The sequence below is a fragment of the Streptomyces sp. NPDC028298 genome (assembly GCF_055565895.1).
Window position 1 is genome coordinate 243,991 of sequence record NZ_JBVHTL010000001.1, and the last position, 16,126, is coordinate 260,116.

Here is a 16,126-nt window from a genome sequence, read left to right on the forward strand (position 1 = left end):
CACATGAGTGAACGTTGAGTTCACCTGTGAACTTCGCGTGTGCCGTGACGCTAAAGGTCTGCACCAGCTCCGTCAAGAGGTCGCGCCCCCACGGCAGTTGAGCGCGGCCAGGACGTACGGGCGGCGGCGCCGCGCGAGGGCCTGCGGCCCGTGAGCCCGAGCAGGAAGCCGGCCGGAATGGTGATCAGCCCCGGTGTCTGGAGCGGGAACCAGCGGACGTCATGACCGGGGAAGACCGCGAACGGCGTGCCCGACACCGCCGGCGACCCCGCGAGCAGCAGCACGACGAGCGGAAGGGTCCCGTAGACGGTCCGGCGCACCCCGGTCGCGGAGTGGCCCGGCAGGAAGAGCGCGTACAGCAGCACCGGGGCGAGCACCGAGGCCGCGACGGTGAACGACAAGGAGATCAGCGTCAGTCTGCCGCGGTCCCCGAGGAACGCCGACACGACGACGGCGACCGCGCCGACCAGCACGATCCCCAGCCGCGCCCTGCGGATCTCCCCGGCGGCCGAACGGCCCCCGTGCGCGGGCCGGCCTCCGAAGTCACGGGCCAGACTGGAGGCGGCCGCCAGCGTGATGCCCGCGACGGCCGCGAGCGTGGTGGCGAAGACGGCGCAGGCGACCGTCGCGAACAGCATGCTGTGCCGGGGACCCCCGGCGACCGGGTCGAGCGCGCCGGTCACCATGAGCAGAGCGGTCGCTCCCCCGGGGTCGGCGGCCCGCACCGGACCCCGGCCCAGCAGGGCGCACGCGCCCAGCCCGGCCACCACAACCCCGGCACACACCACCGCGACCGGGCCGACCGCCCAGCCGACGGCACGCCGCGCCGTGCGGGCGTCCCCGACCGGGTGGAGCCGCATGGTGATGTGCGGCAGACAGGCGGCGCCGATCAGGAGCGTGGCCTCGAACCCGATCAGGTCGAGGCGCCCGGCGAGGGAGTGGCCGAAGTGGAGCCCGGGCCGCGCGTAGTCGGCGCCCGCTCCCGAGTGATCCCGGGCGGCGCCGAAGAGTGCCGGTGGTGACCATCCGTACCGGGCGAGGACGATCCCAGCCAGGAGCAGCAGGGCGGTGAGCACGACACCGACCTTCAGGATCTGTACGTACCCGACTCCGCGCATCCCGCCGAACGCGGCGTAGCAGACCATCAGGATGCCTCCGGCGACGGTGCACCCGGTGAGCGCGCCGTCCGGGAGCCCGAACATCGCCGCCATGATGCGTCCGGCGGTGGAGAGCTGCACCAGGAGCAGCGGGGTCAGCACGACGAGCGAGGCGATGCCGAGGGCGCGGCGCACGGAGGGGTCTGCGAGCCGGTCGGCGAGGAAGTCCCCGAGGGTGAACACCCCTTTCCTGCGCAGGGGTTCACCCAGGAACCGCATCATCAGAAAGAGCGAGACGACGGTGGCGCAGGCGAACAGGATGCCGTCCGCCCCGTCGAGGGCGACCGCGCCGGTGGTGCTGAGCAGGGTGGCCGCGGAGATGTAGTCACCCGCGACGGCCAGCCCGCCCCCGACGGGTCCGAAGGCCGCGCCGCCGCCCGCGTAGAAGTGCTCGGGGTCGTCCAGATCGGCCGCCGCCAGACCGCACAGCAGCAGCGACACGGCGACGAAGCCGAGGAAGACCATGACGGCGAGCGACTCTCCGTCGCCCACGCCGCTCACCGGCGCCCCTCGGACGACGCCGACACGTATGGGCATGCCCGTACGCCCGGGACCGGAGATGACAGAGGGACGGGAGGAACGGGATGTGGGCGAGCTGCGGGAGACATGCCCGGCATGGCATCAGCCGCGCCGGAGCGCGTACAGAGGGCCGCGCGTACGGGTGGCGGCCGCACAGCGATCACGGGGAGGGGCTGTGCGGAGGCACACCGCGTTGATCCATTGGGATGATTCACGGGCGCGGCGGGGTGAACTACGGGACGGTATCCGCCGCTCGGCCGACTCCCGGCCCCTCGCGGTCACTAGCGTGGCTCCCTGTGTCGATGAGCTATGCCTTTGTGAACCTGAAACCCGGAGTGGGCAAGACGACGAGCGCGGTGTGGCTGGCTCACGCGCTGCACGAGTCGGGCTGCTCACCCCTCCTGGTGGACTCCGACCCCGCGTCCTCGGCGCTGCGGTGGAGCGAACTGGCGGGAGGCTTCCCCTTCCCCGTGGTCTCCCTCCCGGTGGGCGACGTGCACCGGCGCGTCAACGACTTCATCGGCAACCGGGAGGCCGTGGTGTTCGACGCCCCGCAGATGGAGGATCACGCCCACATCGCCCGGAGCGTCATGCGGTACGCGAGCGAGTGGATCGTGCCGGTGACCCCCTCCCCCATCGAGCTGGACCGCATGGCGCCGATCGGCCGCGAGATGGGCGACGTCCAGTCCCTGCGGCCCCGGCCGGCCCGTTCCGCCGTCCTGCTGAACCGTACGAACCGTCCGGACGCCACCCGCACCGGCCCGGACGCCGATGCCCGCGAAGCCCTCATTGAGCGCGGCTTCGACGTGCTGTCCACCCACATTCCCCGACTCGACCTGTATTCCCAGTCGTTCGGCAGCCCCGTCACGGTCAAGGGGTCGGCGTACATGGATCTCGCGGACGAGCTGATCAAGCGTCAGGACACGATGTGAACCAGCGCAAGGACACCTACCGGGCCGCTCTGCAACGGGAGCCGGACGCCGCCGCGCCCCGTCACGCCAAGGTCGCACGGCTGGACACGCGATACGTCCGGGTGACGATCGAGCTGGACCCGGCGCTGCCCGACGAGCTGGCACGCTGGGTGGGACCGCCCGTGTCCGCGCTCCTGCGCGTCAGCGCCGCCGCGCTGCGTCCGCTGACGGGCACGCCCTAGGCCCGAGGGCCGGGCCCGGTGCCGTGGCGGAGGTCAGCCTTCCATCGGGTGGCCGCCGTCGCCCTCGACGACGACCCGGTCCACGCCCGGCTCCTCGCCCCTCTCGACCATCGTCAGGTCGATCCGGCCGTCACCCGTGGTGTCGAACTGGTAGAGATCGGCCTTGCCGTCTCCCGTGGTGTCGGTCATCCAGACGTCGGTCTTGCCGTCACCGTTGGTGTCGGCGCTGAGCACGACGTGATGCTCGTCGCCCTGGGTCTCGATCGTTTCTTCCGTACCGTCATTCGTCTCCATGACGGCCGGTTGCCCCGGTCGACCCGGGCAAAACAATGACCCGCTCGGCCTGCGGCGGGAGTGGCCTCACCTGTAAGGCAGGATGGACGTCATGACCGAGATCCGCACCCCCCGCCTCCTCCTCCGCCGCTGGTACGACGACGACCTCGCCCCCATGGCGGACATCAACGCGGACCCCGCGGTCATGCGCTGGATCGGCGACGGTTCGGTCCGCGACCTGGACGCCACCGCCGAGGAGATGGAGCGGTGGGAGGACGAATGGGACGACGAGGGCTTCGGCATCTTCGCCGTCGAGCTGCTGGCCTCGGGCGAACTGGCCGGGATCGCGGGGCTGTCGGTGCCCGAGTTCCTGCCCGAGGTCCTGCCCGCCGTGGCGATCAGCTACCGGTTCGGCACCTCGTTCTGGGGCCAGGGCTACGCGTCCGAAGCCGCCCACGCCACCCTGGAGTTCGCCCTCCAGGACCGTGGTCTCGACCGGGTGATCAGCATCAACCACGTGAGCAATCAGGCCTCGTTGGACATCGTCCACAAGCTCGGCATGAAGCCGGAGCGGGAGACCGTCCACCCGGAGTTCGGTTACCCGCTGACCGTCCACGCCATCGATCTCACCGAATTCCAGGCGTGATCATCCCGATCGAGGCGTGATGCCCGCTGGCGGTGCTTGAGGGCGGCTCGTGGTGTTTGAGGGCTGCTCGTGGTGCTTGGGGCCTGCTCGCGACGGGTGAGGGCCGGTCGTGGCGCGGGAGGGCCGGTCGTGGCGCGTGACCTGCTCCGGCGGGGCTCAGCCGGACTCCGGTGAGGGGGTCGTGCCGTCCGGCCCCAGGGGTCGGCCGGGCGGGGTACGGCGGAAGGTCTCGGCGATCGCGGTGTTCGCGACCACGACGACCGCCATGACCACGGCTCCCAGGGGATGCCCCACTCCGTACACCGCGGCCGCGCCGCCTCCCAGTACCACCGCTTTGACGAGGAGAACGACGGGCAGCCCGGGCCTCAGCCGTGCCTTCGGCGCGGCGAACAGCGCCCAGAGCACGACGGCCGTCAGGGGCGCCCCGAGGCCGAGCAGGACGTGGAGCGACCGGCTGTCGCCGACGGTGAATCCCCACCAGCTCAGACAGGCGAGCGCGGCGAGCTCCACCAAGAACGCCAGGACTTCGTTGGCCGCGACCCACGGCCGCTCGGCGAACAGGTTTGTGCCGGGGTCCGTGGTCATGAAGTCCTCTCGGTGTGCGCGGGCGGCTGGCATGGCTTGCACGCGGGCAGGTAGGCGGCCGGCGTGGCGTGCACGCGGTCCGCCTGGGCCGCCGGCATGGCGCGCACGCGGGAACACTACTGCCCCGCGCGGCAGTTGAGTCAGGAGTCATGGTCGCCGCGCGGCCCCTCCGGGGCTCCGGCACCCCCGTTTCACCCGGACGAGGAAGAGCGGTGATCACAGGATGAAGGCGGTCCGGTTCCACGAGTACGGCGGGATCGACGTGCTGCGGGTGGAGGAGGTGGAGCGTCCGAAGCCCGGCCCCGGGGAGGTGCTCGTCGAGGTCCGCGCGGCCGGGATCCAGCCCGGCGAGGCGATGATCCGCGAGGGGGCGCGGCACGGACGCTGGCCGGCGGCTTTCCCCTCCGGGCAGGGCAGCGATCTGGCCGGTGTCGTGGTGGAGGCCGGTCCTCAGGTGCGCGGCTTCGCGGTGGGTGACGAGGTCCTGGGCTTCACGCACGGCAGGGCGAGCCACGCGGAGTTCGTCGTGGTGGAGGACGTGAAACTGGTCTCGCGTCCGAAGGGGCTGTCCTGGGAGGTGGCCGGCTCGTTGTACGTGGCCGGCACGACCGCGTACGCCTCCGTGTTCGCGGTGGACCCCGGACCGGCCGACACCGTCGTGGTCTCCGGTGCGGCCGGCGGCGTCGGATCTCTCGCCGTGCAGCTCGCGCGGCTGCGCGGTGCCACGGTGATCGGGCTGGCGCGTGAGCGCAACCACGCCTGGCTGAAGGAGCGGGGGGTCGTTCCGGTCCACTACGGCGAGGGCGCGGCCGAACGGATCCGGCAGGCCTCGGGCGGGACGGTGGACGCGTTCATCGACACGTTCGGCGACGGCTACGTCGATCTGGCCGTGGAGTTGGGCGTGCGGCCCGAGCGGATCAACACGATCCGCGACTGGGAGGCGGCGGCACGGGTCGGCGCGCACACGTACGGCGAGGGCGCGGCGGCCAGCGCGGTCGTGGTCGGTGAACTGGCCCGGCTCGCGGCGCGCGGAGAGCTGGAGGTGCCGATCGCCCGCACGTACCCGCTGGAACGGGTCCGGGAGGCGTTCCGCGAGCTGGAGCTGCGGCAGACCCACGGGAAGATCGTGCTCCTGCCCTGAGACCACGTCTCTCGGACCTGGCTCTCGGACCCGTCTCTCGGACCCGCCCAGCGCGTTCGCCGTCAGCCGGCGGGCTTCTCCCAGACCGAGACGTGCTTTCGGCTCTCACTCGTGAAGGGCTCCCGTGTCCAGTCGTCCCATCGCTCGCGCAGTCGCAGGCCGGCGAGCTGCGCCATCAGGTCGAGTTCGGACGGCCACACGTATCTGAAGGGGATCGACCGGTACTCGCCGCGGCCGTCGACGACCTCGACGTAGTTCGAACTCGTCGCCTGGGTGGCGACGTCGTAGATGTCGAACGCCCACCGCGTGGGGCTCACGTGGAAGGGAACGACGTTCTGCCCCGCCGGGAGTCTGCGCAGTTCGGGGATGATCACCTCGATGACGAAGCAGCCTCCGGGCTCCAGGTGGGCCGCCACGTTGCGGAAGCACGCCACCTGCTCCTCCTGCGTCGTGAGGTTCATGATCGTGTTGAAGACCAGATAGGCGACGGAGAAGGTCCCGTCCACCTTCGTCGTGGCGAAGTCACCGATCGTGACGTCGATCGCGTCACCGTCCGGCTTGGCGCGCAGCCGGGCGACCATCGCTCGTGACAGGTCGATGCCGCAGACCGGGACTCCGCGTCGTAGCAGCGGCAACGCGACGCGTCCCGTCCCGATGCCCAGCTCAAGGGCCCTTCCTCCGGCGGCCAGTTCCGCCAGGAAGTCGGCCGTCGTGTCGATGACGCCGGGTTCGAACATGTCCCCTGACGACTCGTCGTAGGTTGCCGCGGTCCGCTCACCGAAGTATCCATCCGCTTCGTCCATCGCCAGACCGTACTGCGGCAACTCTTCGCGGCGCGCGGCAATTTGGGGCGTGCATGGTCGCGAACTCGCGGCAGCAGTCCGATGGCGAGCTCACGCCCGCGGTCCGATGGCGGACTGACGGCCGCGGTCCGCGGGCGGCTGACGGTCCGTGACCAGCCCGCCGTGCGGGACATCGCACGTCGGGCGTCCGGCCGTGGTGTCGGAGGCGGCTTGTATCCTGCACGCATTCCGCGATCCGATGATCACAGGCACGGGCATGCGGGCACGGGGCGGACGGTCAGGGGTGGTCGTCCAGGGGCGGGAGCGCGGGGATATCGATGAGTGACGCACGTACGATACGAAGCCGAGAACCGGGGGGCCTCTCGGTCGGCGCGCGCATCATCGCCGTGGTGGTCCTCGTCGCGATCGGGGCCGTCAGCGCCTGGTTCCAGCACGACGCTCGCGGCCGAGATGCGGAGCCGCGTACGGAGTTCACCGCGAGCAACCCGCCCGCCGGACTGCCCACCGCGCTCACCACCGGCCAGCACCTGCACTGGTCCAGTTGCACCTCGCCGCGCACCGCGCGCACGGGCTATGACTGCGCCACCATGAAGGCCCCCCTCGACTACCGGAAACCGGACGGCAGGACGATCGACGTCGCCCTGATCCGCCGCAAGGCCACCGGCCCGAACGCCCGGCGCATCGGCTCGCTCGTCCTCAACTTCGGTGGCCCCGGCGTGTCCGGCGTGAGCGGACTGCCCGAACGTCTCAACCAGTACGAGCCGCTGCTCGACCGCTACGACCTGGTCTCCTTCGACCCGCGCGGCGTCGGCGCGACCATTCCCATACGCTGCGGGAAGACCGTGGACGCCACCGGCTACGCCGGGACCGACGCCTGCGCCCAGCACTCCAGGGCGCTCCTCCCGTACATCGGCACCTCGCACACCGCGCGCGACCTCGACCTGATGCGCTACCTCCTCGGGGACGAGCGGCTGCACTACTTCGGCGTCTCGTACGGAACGGCGCTCGGCGCGGTCTACGCCCACCTGTACCCGTCGCATGTCGGACGGCTGGTCCTCGAAGCGTCCGTCGATCCGACCGAGGACCTCGACGAGGGGCAGGTGTCCCAGGTCAAGGCGGTTCAGGCGGCGTTCGACCGGTTCGCCGTGCACTGCGCGGCCCGTATCCGCCACTGCCCGACCGGCGACGGGCCCGAGGAGGCGGCTCGAAGCATGGCGCGCCTGGCCGACCGTCTGAAGAAGAAGCCCGCCCCGGCCGGCGGCGGACGGCACCTCGACGCCGACGACCTCGCGCTCTCCGTCAGCGACCATCTCCGCCTCGGTACGGACGGATGGGCGCCGCTCGCCAAGGCTCTGACCGCGCTGATCGACCACAACGACGCCCGTCCGCTGAGCAAGAGCGCGGACGACATCGGCTCCGCCGACCGAGCGGCGACCCCTCACGACGACGGCCGCGCCGCCCAGACCGCGATCACCTGCGCGGACTCGAGCCTGCGCCCGGACTTCGAACGCCTCGACCGGGACAAGGCCCGCGTCAAAGCGGCCTCACCCGTCTTCGGCGCTGTCTGGTCCACCGGGGTCTACCTCTGTTACGACTGGCCGTTCGACGGCGAGAGCCCCACGCTCCAGGTGAACGCCGACGGCGCGGCTCCCGTCCTGGTGGTCGGCGGCACCGGCGACCCGATCACCCCCTACCCCGGCGCCCGCCACATGGCCCGCGCCCTGGGCGCCGGCGTCGGCGTCCTCCTGACGGCCGAGGAAGAGGGCCACGGCACCTACCCGCAAAACCGCTGCGTCAAGGAGAGGGTCGACCGCTACCTCCGCACGGGCCACACCCCGGCCCCGGGGACGGCGTGCCGGGGCGACATGTCCTGAGGCTCGTACGGACCTGCCGGGCGGCAAGGGCAGCGAAGCCGCTGTTCCTGCCCTTGCGGGCTGAACTCTGGTGAGGTCGAAGGTGACGCTCGCGGAGCCGTTCCAGTCGGGTGCCTGCATGAGCGTGAGGGCTCCGTCCTCTGCCTCGACGACTCGCACCATGATCCCGCCGCGATCCTCACCGGGAAAGGCGACAGAGAAGTAAGGATCCATCTCCATGAGGAAGTCCCAGCCCTCGCGCTGGGTCGCGTCGAGTGCATGGGCATGCCGACCGGTTGCCCACCACTCGCCGGCCGCGTCGACAGTGACGGTGACGTCGATGTCGTACATCTCAAGGCATACCGAGGGATTGGCCCACCACTCGAGACGGGCCTGACCCACGAATTGATCCATGAGGACACTATGCACCGCGTATGGGCCAGACGGGCTACCTCATTCTGCACCCATCAGTAAGTACACCGGCTCTACCGAACTGCGGTCACGCTCCGGCTGTGTCGAGGAGGATCTGCGCCAGTTCGCGCGGCTGGGAGAACATCGGCCAGTGACCGGTGTCCATCTCGATCAGCCGCCAACTCCCGCTGGTCAGCAGCTTGGTCACGTCGTCGCTCGGCTCGGGGTCACCGAGCGTGCACTTGATGTAGGTCGCCGGGAGGCCGCTGATCGGCACGTCCAGCACGGCGGGTTCGGTCAGCGTGGCACCCGGGTGTGGCGTCGAGCCGCGGACGATCCGTGCGATCTGGTCATCGGTGAGACCGTGGCCCTCGAAGTGGGTCGCGGGCGCGACCGGCCAGAATCCGCCGTTCTCGGCGATCGTCGCCCTCATCATCGTCCCGCCGTCCGGCCAGGCGGACACGAACGGTTCGCCATCGGCAGGGACACTGGAGTCGAGGAAGACCACGTGCGCCAGCCGGTCACCGATCCGCCCGGCGGCCTGACCACTTGGGATGCCCGAGTAGCTGTGGCCGACCAGGACGACGTCACGCAGGTCCTGGCGCTCGACCTCGTCGACGATGTCCTGGACGTGGGTCTGCTGCCCGGCCGGCATCCCTTGCTTCTCGGCGAGACCGGACAACGTCAGCGGGAGGACGCCATGGCCGGCCCCACGCAGGTGCGGCACCACGTCGTCCCACGCCCACGATCCGAGTCGCGCACCTGCAACCAGTACGAAGTTCGCCATGGTCGCACCGTAGCGGAACGGCCGGACGACCACTCCGGAGATACGGACGCCGCTCCGGGGACGTCGACGCCGCTCTGGAGGTGCGTTCGCCACACGCCCTGACGGCCCCTGACCGAACGGCCGCCCCTCGGACCGAACTCCCGTCCCCCTAGGCCGATTTCAAGCAGCCCCAGCAGAGGGAGGTCACGCCCGCGCGGTCACGGCTCTCAGGCCGGCCAGTGACTCCCATATGAACTGGGCCAGTTCCTTCCCCTCGGTCTGGTCGACCCAGCGCCGGAAGGCGAACTTGAAGACGGCGATGCCCACCTCCGCGGCGAGCCCGGCGGAGGCCTCGTCGACACCGCGCTGCCGCAGTGCGTCCGAGAGCGCCGCGGACAGCGACGCGAGTTTGATCAACTCGCGTTCCTGCAGCTCGGTGTTGGCGTCGATGACGGACTGCCGCTGTCGGGCGTGCTCCTGGCGAGCCTCCAGCACGGCCGCGGCGCCTTCGAGGGCCACCGCCACGGCGTCGAGCGGGGTGGCGGACTCGGGGGCCTGCGCGACGGCACTCGCGAGCACGTCCCGCAACTCGCTCGAACCCGCGAACAGGACCTCGCGCTTGTCCGCGTAGTGCCGGAAGAACGTGCGCTCCGTCAGCCCCGCCCGTTCGGCGATCTCCGCCACCGAGGTGCGGTCGAAGCCGCGCTCGACGTAGAGCTCCAGTGCCGCCTGTGCGAGGCGGCCGCGCGCGTCCGGCTGCCATCGACCCATGCTCGGCATCGTACTCGATGACAGTCACTGTCATCGAGACGGCGGCATGCGATGACAGTCACTGACATCGAGTGCTACGTTTGATGACAGTCACTGACATCGCTCGGTGGCCGCCACGCGCTCTCCAGGAGCGCGGACGGCCACTCAGGCTGGAGGCTTTCTCATGCGTGTTTTCGTCACCGGGGCATCCGGATGGATCGGCTCCGCACTTGTCCCCGAGCTCATCGGAGCGGGACACGAGGTGGTCGGGCTGGCCCGCTCGGACGCCTCGGCCTCGGCCCTCACGAAGGCCGGGGCGGACACGGTGTCCGGCACCCTCGACGACCTCGACGTCCTGCGCAAGGCGGCCGAGGCGTCGGACGGCGTGATCCACCTCGCGTTCAAGCACGACCTCGCGTTCTCCGGCGGCTTCCAGGACGCCGCCGACGCGGACCGCCGCACCGTCGAGGTCCTCGGCGACTCGCTCGCGGATTCCGGACGACCTCTGCTCATCGCGTCGGGGCTGATCGGCCTGGCCACGGGCCGCCCGAGCACGGAGGACGACGGAAGGACGCCGGAAGAACTGTCCGCACTGCCCAGCGGCCCGCGGACGCGGATGGGCACCGCGCAGGTCGCCCTCGCCCTCGCCGACCGGAACGTCCGCTCGTCCGTCGTCCGGCTCCCCCCGACCGTGCACGGCGACGGCGACAACGGCTTCATGGCCGCCCTGATCGGCATCGCCCGCGACAAGGGTGTCTCCGGTTACATCGGCGACGGCACCCAGCGCTGGCCGGCCACGCACCGCGACGACGCCGCGCGCCTGTTCCGCCTCGCCCTGGAGGGCGCACCGGCGGGATCGGTCGTCCACGCGAGCGCCGAGGACGGCGTTCCGATCCGCTCGGTCGCCGAGGTCATCGGACGCCACCTCGGTGTACCCACCCGCTCCGTCCCCGTCGAGGAGGCGCCCGAGCACTTCACCTGGCTGTCGGGCTTCCTCGGCCTCGACAGCCCGGCCTCCAGCGAGCGGACCCGCGCCCTGCTGGGCTGGAACCCGACCGGGCCGGGCCTGATCGAGGACCTGGACATGGGGCACTACTTCCGGAACGGCGGGCAGTAGGGGCGGTTCGCGCCGCTCTTCGGAGGGGCAGAAGGGGGAACCCGGCCGCGGTTGGGCAGGGACCCGGGCCCAGGGGCACGAGTCGCCCGGCCGTAGCGAAGACGAGTCTCCCGGGGCGCAGCGAAGACGAGCCTCCCGAGCCTCAGCGATGACGAGCCTCCCGGGCCGTAGCGAAGACGAGCCTCCCGGGCCGTAGCGAAGAGCAGTACGGCCTGTCCGCCAGATGCCACCCGCGACGCCGTCCCGATGCTGCGATTGCGGCGAATCCGGGGCACATTGGCAGATATGCCGCTCTCGTTGCACCACATCGTCATCGACGCGCACGACCTCCCCTCACTGGCCCGGTTCTGGGCCGAGGTGCTGGGCTGGCGGATCCTCTCCGAGCGGGAGCGGGAGGTCGTGATCGGGCCGGACGAGACGTCACCGGTGGGCATCTGCTTCATGCCGGTCACGGACCGGAAGGCCGTCAAGAACCGCGTGCACCTCGATCTGACGTCCGCGGCCGAGGACCGGGAGGCAGAGATCGAACGCGTCCTCGCGCTCGGGGCCCGCAGGGCGGACGTGGGACAGACCGGCGAGGAATCGTGGACGGTACTGACCGATCCCGAGGGGAACGAGTTCTGCGTCGTACGCCCGAAGACGACCCTCGTCGGCTAAGGCTCGGATGCCGGAGGGAGTAAGTGGTGCTTGGCACGCAACCCGCCACCACGCCATCGGACGCCAGGTGGCAAGTCCGCCCTCCGAATGATCGTCGATCCAGCACGGACCGCCCGGATCCGGGCGCTGACGGGTACGCGTGACCGCCACACAAACGAGGCGGGCCTCGCCGTTGTCGCTGCCGACCTCGCCCTTTCAGTGCTACACGGGTCCTCTCGAGAAGCCTGGGAGAAGATCTTCCCTCAGGGGTCTCCCCCAGCCCCTCGTCCTCGGGGCAGCCGTGGGCCGGGAACCGGCACCGGCGGGAAGGACCGGTCACTGTCCCCCAGTCCTCATGGACGAACACGAATGATCGTCTTCCCCTTGCGTCGCTCGGGCGAGTTGAGCGCGGCGACGGCATCGTCGAGCGCCGAGACGTGACCGATGTTGGTCCGCAGCCGTCCGTCCCGCACCCGCTGCACGATCTCACCCAGTTGGGCACGATCGGTCTCGACGACGAAGTCCACCGCCAGGCCGTCAACGGGTCGCGCCTCGACCGGGCCGACGATGGACACGAGCGTTCCTCCAGCCTTGACCAGGGCAGCGGACTGTTTCTGAACGTCGCCACCAATGACATCGAAGACCAGATCGACGTCGCCGACATCCTTCAGCGCGTCGTTCTCAAGGTCGACGAACTCATGCGCGCCGAAGTCGAGTGCCTTGTCACGGTCGGCGGCGCGCCCGGTGCCGATGACGTAGGCGCCGGCTTCACGCGCGAGCTGGGTCACCATCGTCCCGACCGCCCCGGCCGCGCCGTGAGCGAGGACGGTCTGGCCGGCTTGAAGGCGGCCGTGCTGGAACAGCCCCTGCCACGCGGTCAGACCCGAGATCGGCAAGGACGCGCCTACCTCGAAGTCGACGTCGCCGGGCAGCGGCGCGACGTTGCGCGCCTCGATGGCCACGTACTCCGCGAGGGTGCCGTCACGGTGCCAGTCGGCGAGGCCGAACACCCGCTGCCCGACCGACAGCCCCGTCGTGCCGTAACCGAGGGAGGCGACCACCCCGGCCAGCTCGTGGCCGGGGATCGACGGCGTCTTGTCACGGCCGGCACGATCGACCCAGGTCGATGGCCACTCCATCTCGGTCGGGACGAAGCCCGATGCGTGAATCCGAACGATGACGTCGTTGATCGATGCGACCGGCTCGGGCCGCTCCGTCAGCGTCATCCCAGCCGTCCCAGCGGACTGGTCGCTCACCACGATCGCTTTCATGGGAATGCCTCCTCGGACATTTTGTCTCTTCGGGGGAGATGTCGCGGGCCGGACAGCCCGTTCGGCAAGCCCTCGACAGGGCTGTTGGGCACGGCCGGTTCGATCTGGACGGTGCGGGATGGACAGCTATCCGCTTGTCGTCATGTCTCCGACCCTAGGATCAGAGCGGCCCAGGGGTATGGTCCATTCCAGCGGCAAAACGTTGGGCCACTTTCCGGTGTGACCTGTGTGCCGACCGTCCGGTCCGGGCCTGCGCGTCATCGCCAGACTCCCACGTGGGAGGCGCGCGCCCTGCCGCAGCAGGACCCGTTCGCCGACCTGGCCACCGCGCAGACGACCGCGGATACCTGGCTGAAGGACTACGACGGGATGCGGCCTCATCAGGCCTTGGACATGGCCATCCCGGCCGGCCGCTTCGTTCCCCGGCCGCGGTCCCATCCCGAGGAGTGGCCCGACACCGGATGCCGGGAATCGAATGCGCTGGCAGGGCCTAGGGACTGTCCGATGGGTCGTGGGAGCTGATCGGAGCCGTGGCTTGGGCGCAGATGAACTTCTCCGAAGGCGCCGTCGTCGGGCTCGCCGGCACTGAGAGCTCGTGACCAATCTGCCCACGCTTGCCTGCGTCGGCCGGTTGAGGAATTCGGTTGCGGTGGACCAGGCGGTTGCGGTGATACTCCGGCATGAGTAGAGACGCCGAGGTCATCGTGCTCGCCCGCGGGTCGGACGAGGTGATGGAACCGCTGACCCAGGACGACCCGGAGCGCACGTGGCAAGGTCGCTTCGTCCCGATAGCGGGGCACTGGGGCTACGAGTTCGGGTGGGCCCTGGAGTTCGAGAAAGTGCGTGCCCGGAAGGGTCTGCTCAAGCACCTGGAGTCGCTGCCGTGGCCGCATCCACCAACGGTGCAAGTTCTGCTTCGCGACCAGGACGACGACTGCTTCGGGCTATGGATGTTCCATGAGGGCCGGCTGGTGGAAGTCACCATTCCGCGCACCGAGCGTTTCCACCGGCCGGCACCGCCCAATGAGGACTTCGAACCCGACCCGGGCATGCTGCTGCGCACCGACCAAAACAGGGCTCTGCCCGAGCAGACCCCAGAAGCACGCCGCGACACCCGCTCACCCTGGTAGACCGGTTTCGGCAGCTCATCTTGAGACGTCAGGGCTGTCGACGCGCGCCTACTCAGCGAACTGCGCCACCACCACCCAGGTGCCGAAAGCTCTGAACGAGGCGTTTTACTGCGGACGGAGCCATAGGCGGATCGCGGCCACGGTGACCGTCCCGTGGAAGACGTACGCCCGTTCGGCCGTCGGGATGGTCGGGGTAGTGCGCGTCGATGATCTACGGAACACCCGGGGTGGAGAGCTTGTGGCGCCAAATCTCCGACAGGTCACCGGAGTTGGTACGGGCGGTGATGGACAGTTCCTCGCCGACGACCCGGCACCACACCTTGGCGCCGGTATGGCCCAGCGAGGTCGAGTAGCGCACCGAGGTGAAGCTGACGGTGCGGTCCGAGTCGACCAGTCTCTCCTCGCCCGGTGCGAGCGCGAGCGGCTCGATGGGCAGGACAATGCAGCGTGGTGCGTTCGATGCCGAGGCGGTCGGCGGGTATCTGCCCGGTCACCCGGTGACGGCGGGAGTTCGCCGCATCGCACCAGGTAAGGCAGGCATCGGCGAGCTCGGTGAAGGTGTCGTAGGCGGCCAGCAGGTTTCCTTCTGTAGGCACCAGGTCGGCCTTCGTGATGCGGACTGTAGCCTCCTCACCGCCCGTCTCGTCGAGCGCTCGCTGCCCCGGTAGCCCATCTTCACGAGCTCGTCGTGGACCACATCGGCACGGATCGTCGCCTTCGACTGCTCGACCCACTCCTCGACCTTCTCCAGGAACGTGTCGATCGTCGTCGGCCGCGGCTCTCGCTCATAGGGATTGCGCCCGCCGTTGCGGGCCTCGACATACCTCTTGACCTTCTTCGGGTCGCGCCCCGTCAAGGTCGCCGCGGACCAGACCGTCCCGGTCAGGTCGTACGCCTCAAGAACTTCCATAGTCTCCGTGTCAGACCTCGGCGACCTCTCGATCGGCCCCTGACACGCCTGGCCGACGAGGGCCCGGTTTCATATCCGAGGCGCGTGGAAACTGGGATGCCCCGAACATGCGCCGCTGCGAAACTGGCCACCGTGACGCGACCTGAACTCTCCGAACTCGACCACCTGCGAGAAATAGAACGGCTCGCCGGCGTGGTCGCGGGCGCCGCCTCGGCCGAGGGCTGGCTCTCGTATCAACCGGAAGCAGACGACGCGACGCCCCTGCGGCGGGCGGTGAACGCGCTGGCCCGGGGGCTTCGCCACTACCACTTCCCCGAGGACGGCTGCCTCGACGATGAGGCGGATCGACCCGAGCTGAAGCTCGCGGGCGTGGTGATTCTGCGTCCCGGGGCAATGCCTGATGGCATGGAGGAGACCTATGAGGAGGCGTGCGCCCGACTCGGGGTCGAGGCCCGGCCCGAGGGGTGGGCCCTGTGGAACACGTGGGGCGACGGGAAGCTCCAGGTGACGATGGTCGTCTGCGCGGTCGACACCACCGAGGGCCTGCTCGCGAACTGGTCGCGGGGCAAGGCCATCTATCCGCTGACGCCAGTGCCTTCCCAGATCGCTCTCATCCACCACGGCTGGGCTGCCCATATGGTCTTCTCCCCGTTCGGCGTGAAGAAGCTCGGGCTCGGCGGACAGCCGTGACATCTTCGCGAGCAGCCGGTTTCGGGCGTGGGGGCTGCGTCGGCAGGCCGCGTCCCGCACACAGTCTTGAAACCGTCGTGGCGCGAGTCACCGTGGGTTCAAATTCCACACCCACCGCAGGTGAATGGCCCCTGACCAGGCATCTTGGTCAGGTGCCGTTCCAGTGTGCGCTGTCCGTCACCCACAGCGGTTCCCCGCCAGTTACCGGAGGATCGGGCACGGCGGGGGCACGTCTGATCCGTAGTTCTACAGAGATCGGTCAGTAAGGGGCATGCTGCCTCCTCGGTCGTCCGAGGGCGGGGTCCAGACCATGCC

The 16,126-nt window shown here is 70.0% G+C and carries 18 protein-coding genes; 9 read left to right on the forward strand and 9 right to left on the reverse strand.

What is annotated here, in order from left to right; all coding sequences use genetic code 11:
• Positions 1-50: 50 nt before the first annotated feature.
• On the reverse strand, positions 51-1,694 hold the full coding sequence (locus tag ACZ4TO_RS01145; RefSeq protein ID WP_468023035.1) for a sodium/solute symporter: 1,644 nt from the start codon (positions 1,692-1,694) through the stop codon (positions 51-53).
• Positions 1,695-1,978: 284 nt separating this feature from the next.
• Between ACZ4TO_RS01145 and ACZ4TO_RS01150 the strand changes: the two genes are divergently transcribed.
• A complete protein-coding gene (locus ACZ4TO_RS01150) occupies positions 1,979-2,608 on the forward strand; it encodes a nucleotide-binding protein (protein ID WP_468023036.1) in 630 nt (209 codons plus the stop codon).
• Positions 2,605-2,829, forward strand: coding sequence for a hypothetical protein (locus tag ACZ4TO_RS01155; RefSeq protein WP_468023037.1), 225 nt, complete (start codon positions 2,605-2,607; stop codon positions 2,827-2,829). The genes ACZ4TO_RS01150 and ACZ4TO_RS01155 overlap by 4 nt, the downstream gene beginning before the upstream one ends.
• A gap of 33 nt (positions 2,830-2,862) precedes the next feature.
• Here the strand turns inward: ACZ4TO_RS01155 and ACZ4TO_RS01160 are convergent, their stop codons facing one another.
• Positions 2,863-3,123: a hypothetical protein gene (locus ACZ4TO_RS01160; protein ID WP_468023038.1), complete on the reverse strand. Its 261-nt coding sequence runs from the start codon at positions 3,121-3,123 to the stop codon at positions 2,863-2,865.
• Between the two features lie 91 nt (positions 3,124-3,214).
• Between ACZ4TO_RS01160 and ACZ4TO_RS01165 the strand changes: the two genes are divergently transcribed.
• A complete protein-coding gene (locus ACZ4TO_RS01165) occupies positions 3,215-3,748 on the forward strand; it encodes a GNAT family N-acetyltransferase (protein ID WP_382780743.1) in 534 nt (177 codons plus the stop codon).
• Between the two features lie 156 nt (positions 3,749-3,904).
• Here ACZ4TO_RS01165 and ACZ4TO_RS01170 read toward each other — a convergent pair whose 3' ends face one another.
• Entirely contained in the window at positions 3,905-4,333 is a 429-nt protein-coding gene (locus ACZ4TO_RS01170) for a YrdB family protein (RefSeq protein WP_468023039.1), read from the reverse strand.
• Positions 4,334-4,556: 223 nt separating this feature from the next.
• Here ACZ4TO_RS01170 and ACZ4TO_RS01175 point away from each other — a divergent pair, with 223 nt between their 5' ends.
• Complete coding sequence (locus ACZ4TO_RS01175) at positions 4,557-5,474, forward strand: NADP-dependent oxidoreductase (RefSeq protein WP_468023040.1); 918 nt, start codon at positions 4,557-4,559, stop codon at positions 5,472-5,474.
• Positions 5,475-5,536: 62 nt separating this feature from the next.
• Here the strand turns inward: ACZ4TO_RS01175 and ACZ4TO_RS01180 are convergent, their stop codons facing one another.
• The gene (locus tag ACZ4TO_RS01180) at positions 5,537-6,277 is read right to left on the reverse strand and encodes a class I SAM-dependent DNA methyltransferase (RefSeq protein WP_468023041.1); all 741 of its coding nucleotides are present in this window, start codon (positions 6,275-6,277) and stop codon (positions 5,537-5,539) included.
• Positions 6,278-6,594: 317 nt separating this feature from the next.
• Here ACZ4TO_RS01180 and ACZ4TO_RS01185 point away from each other — a divergent pair, with 317 nt between their 5' ends.
• Positions 6,595-8,151, forward strand: coding sequence for an alpha/beta hydrolase (locus ACZ4TO_RS01185; protein WP_468023042.1), 1,557 nt, complete (start codon positions 6,595-6,597; stop codon positions 8,149-8,151).
• Positions 8,152-8,629: 478 nt separating this feature from the next.
• Here ACZ4TO_RS01185 and ACZ4TO_RS01190 read toward each other — a convergent pair whose 3' ends face one another.
• The gene (locus ACZ4TO_RS01190) at positions 8,630-9,328 is read right to left on the reverse strand and encodes an alpha/beta fold hydrolase (protein WP_385037080.1); all 699 of its coding nucleotides are present in this window, start codon (positions 9,326-9,328) and stop codon (positions 8,630-8,632) included.
• Positions 9,329-9,511: 183 nt separating this feature from the next.
• Positions 9,512-10,078: a TetR family transcriptional regulator gene (locus ACZ4TO_RS01195; protein WP_468023043.1), complete on the reverse strand. Its 567-nt coding sequence runs from the start codon at positions 10,076-10,078 to the stop codon at positions 9,512-9,514.
• A gap of 163 nt (positions 10,079-10,241) precedes the next feature.
• On the opposite strand from ACZ4TO_RS01195, the gene ACZ4TO_RS01200 reads away from it, so the two are divergent.
• On the forward strand, positions 10,242-11,174 hold the full coding sequence (locus ACZ4TO_RS01200) for an SDR family oxidoreductase (protein ID WP_468023044.1): 933 nt from the start codon (positions 10,242-10,244) through the stop codon (positions 11,172-11,174).
• Positions 11,175-11,459: 285 nt separating this feature from the next.
• Entirely contained in the window at positions 11,460-11,831 is a 372-nt protein-coding gene (locus tag ACZ4TO_RS01205; protein WP_468023045.1) for a VOC family protein, read from the forward strand.
• Positions 11,832-12,163: 332 nt separating this feature from the next.
• Here the strand turns inward: ACZ4TO_RS01205 and ACZ4TO_RS01210 are convergent, their stop codons facing one another.
• Positions 12,164-13,081, reverse strand: a complete 918-nt coding sequence (locus tag ACZ4TO_RS01210) for an NADP-dependent oxidoreductase (protein WP_385037070.1) — start codon at positions 13,079-13,081, stop codon at positions 12,164-12,166.
• 680 nt (positions 13,082-13,761) lie between these two features.
• On the opposite strand from ACZ4TO_RS01210, the gene ACZ4TO_RS01215 reads away from it, so the two are divergent.
• Entirely contained in the window at positions 13,762-14,211 is a 450-nt protein-coding gene (locus tag ACZ4TO_RS01215) for a hypothetical protein (protein WP_468023046.1), read from the forward strand.
• Positions 14,212-14,422: 211 nt separating this feature from the next.
• Here the strand turns inward: ACZ4TO_RS01215 and ACZ4TO_RS01220 are convergent, their stop codons facing one another.
• Together ACZ4TO_RS01220 and ACZ4TO_RS01225 are read right to left on the reverse strand one after the other, a co-directional pair.
• Complete coding sequence (locus ACZ4TO_RS01220) at positions 14,423-14,569, reverse strand: hypothetical protein (protein ID WP_468023047.1); 147 nt, start codon at positions 14,567-14,569, stop codon at positions 14,423-14,425.
• A gap of 132 nt (positions 14,570-14,701) precedes the next feature.
• Entirely contained in the window at positions 14,702-15,121 is a 420-nt protein-coding gene (locus tag ACZ4TO_RS01225; RefSeq protein WP_468023048.1) for a hypothetical protein, read from the reverse strand.
• Positions 15,122-15,253: 132 nt separating this feature from the next.
• Between ACZ4TO_RS01225 and ACZ4TO_RS01230 the strand changes: the two genes are divergently transcribed.
• Positions 15,254-15,811 carry a hypothetical protein gene (locus tag ACZ4TO_RS01230; RefSeq protein ID WP_385037061.1) on the forward strand — a complete coding sequence of 186 codons (558 nt, stop codon included), beginning with the start codon at positions 15,254-15,256 and terminating at the stop codon, positions 15,809-15,811.
• Positions 15,812-16,126: the final 315 nt, after the last annotated feature.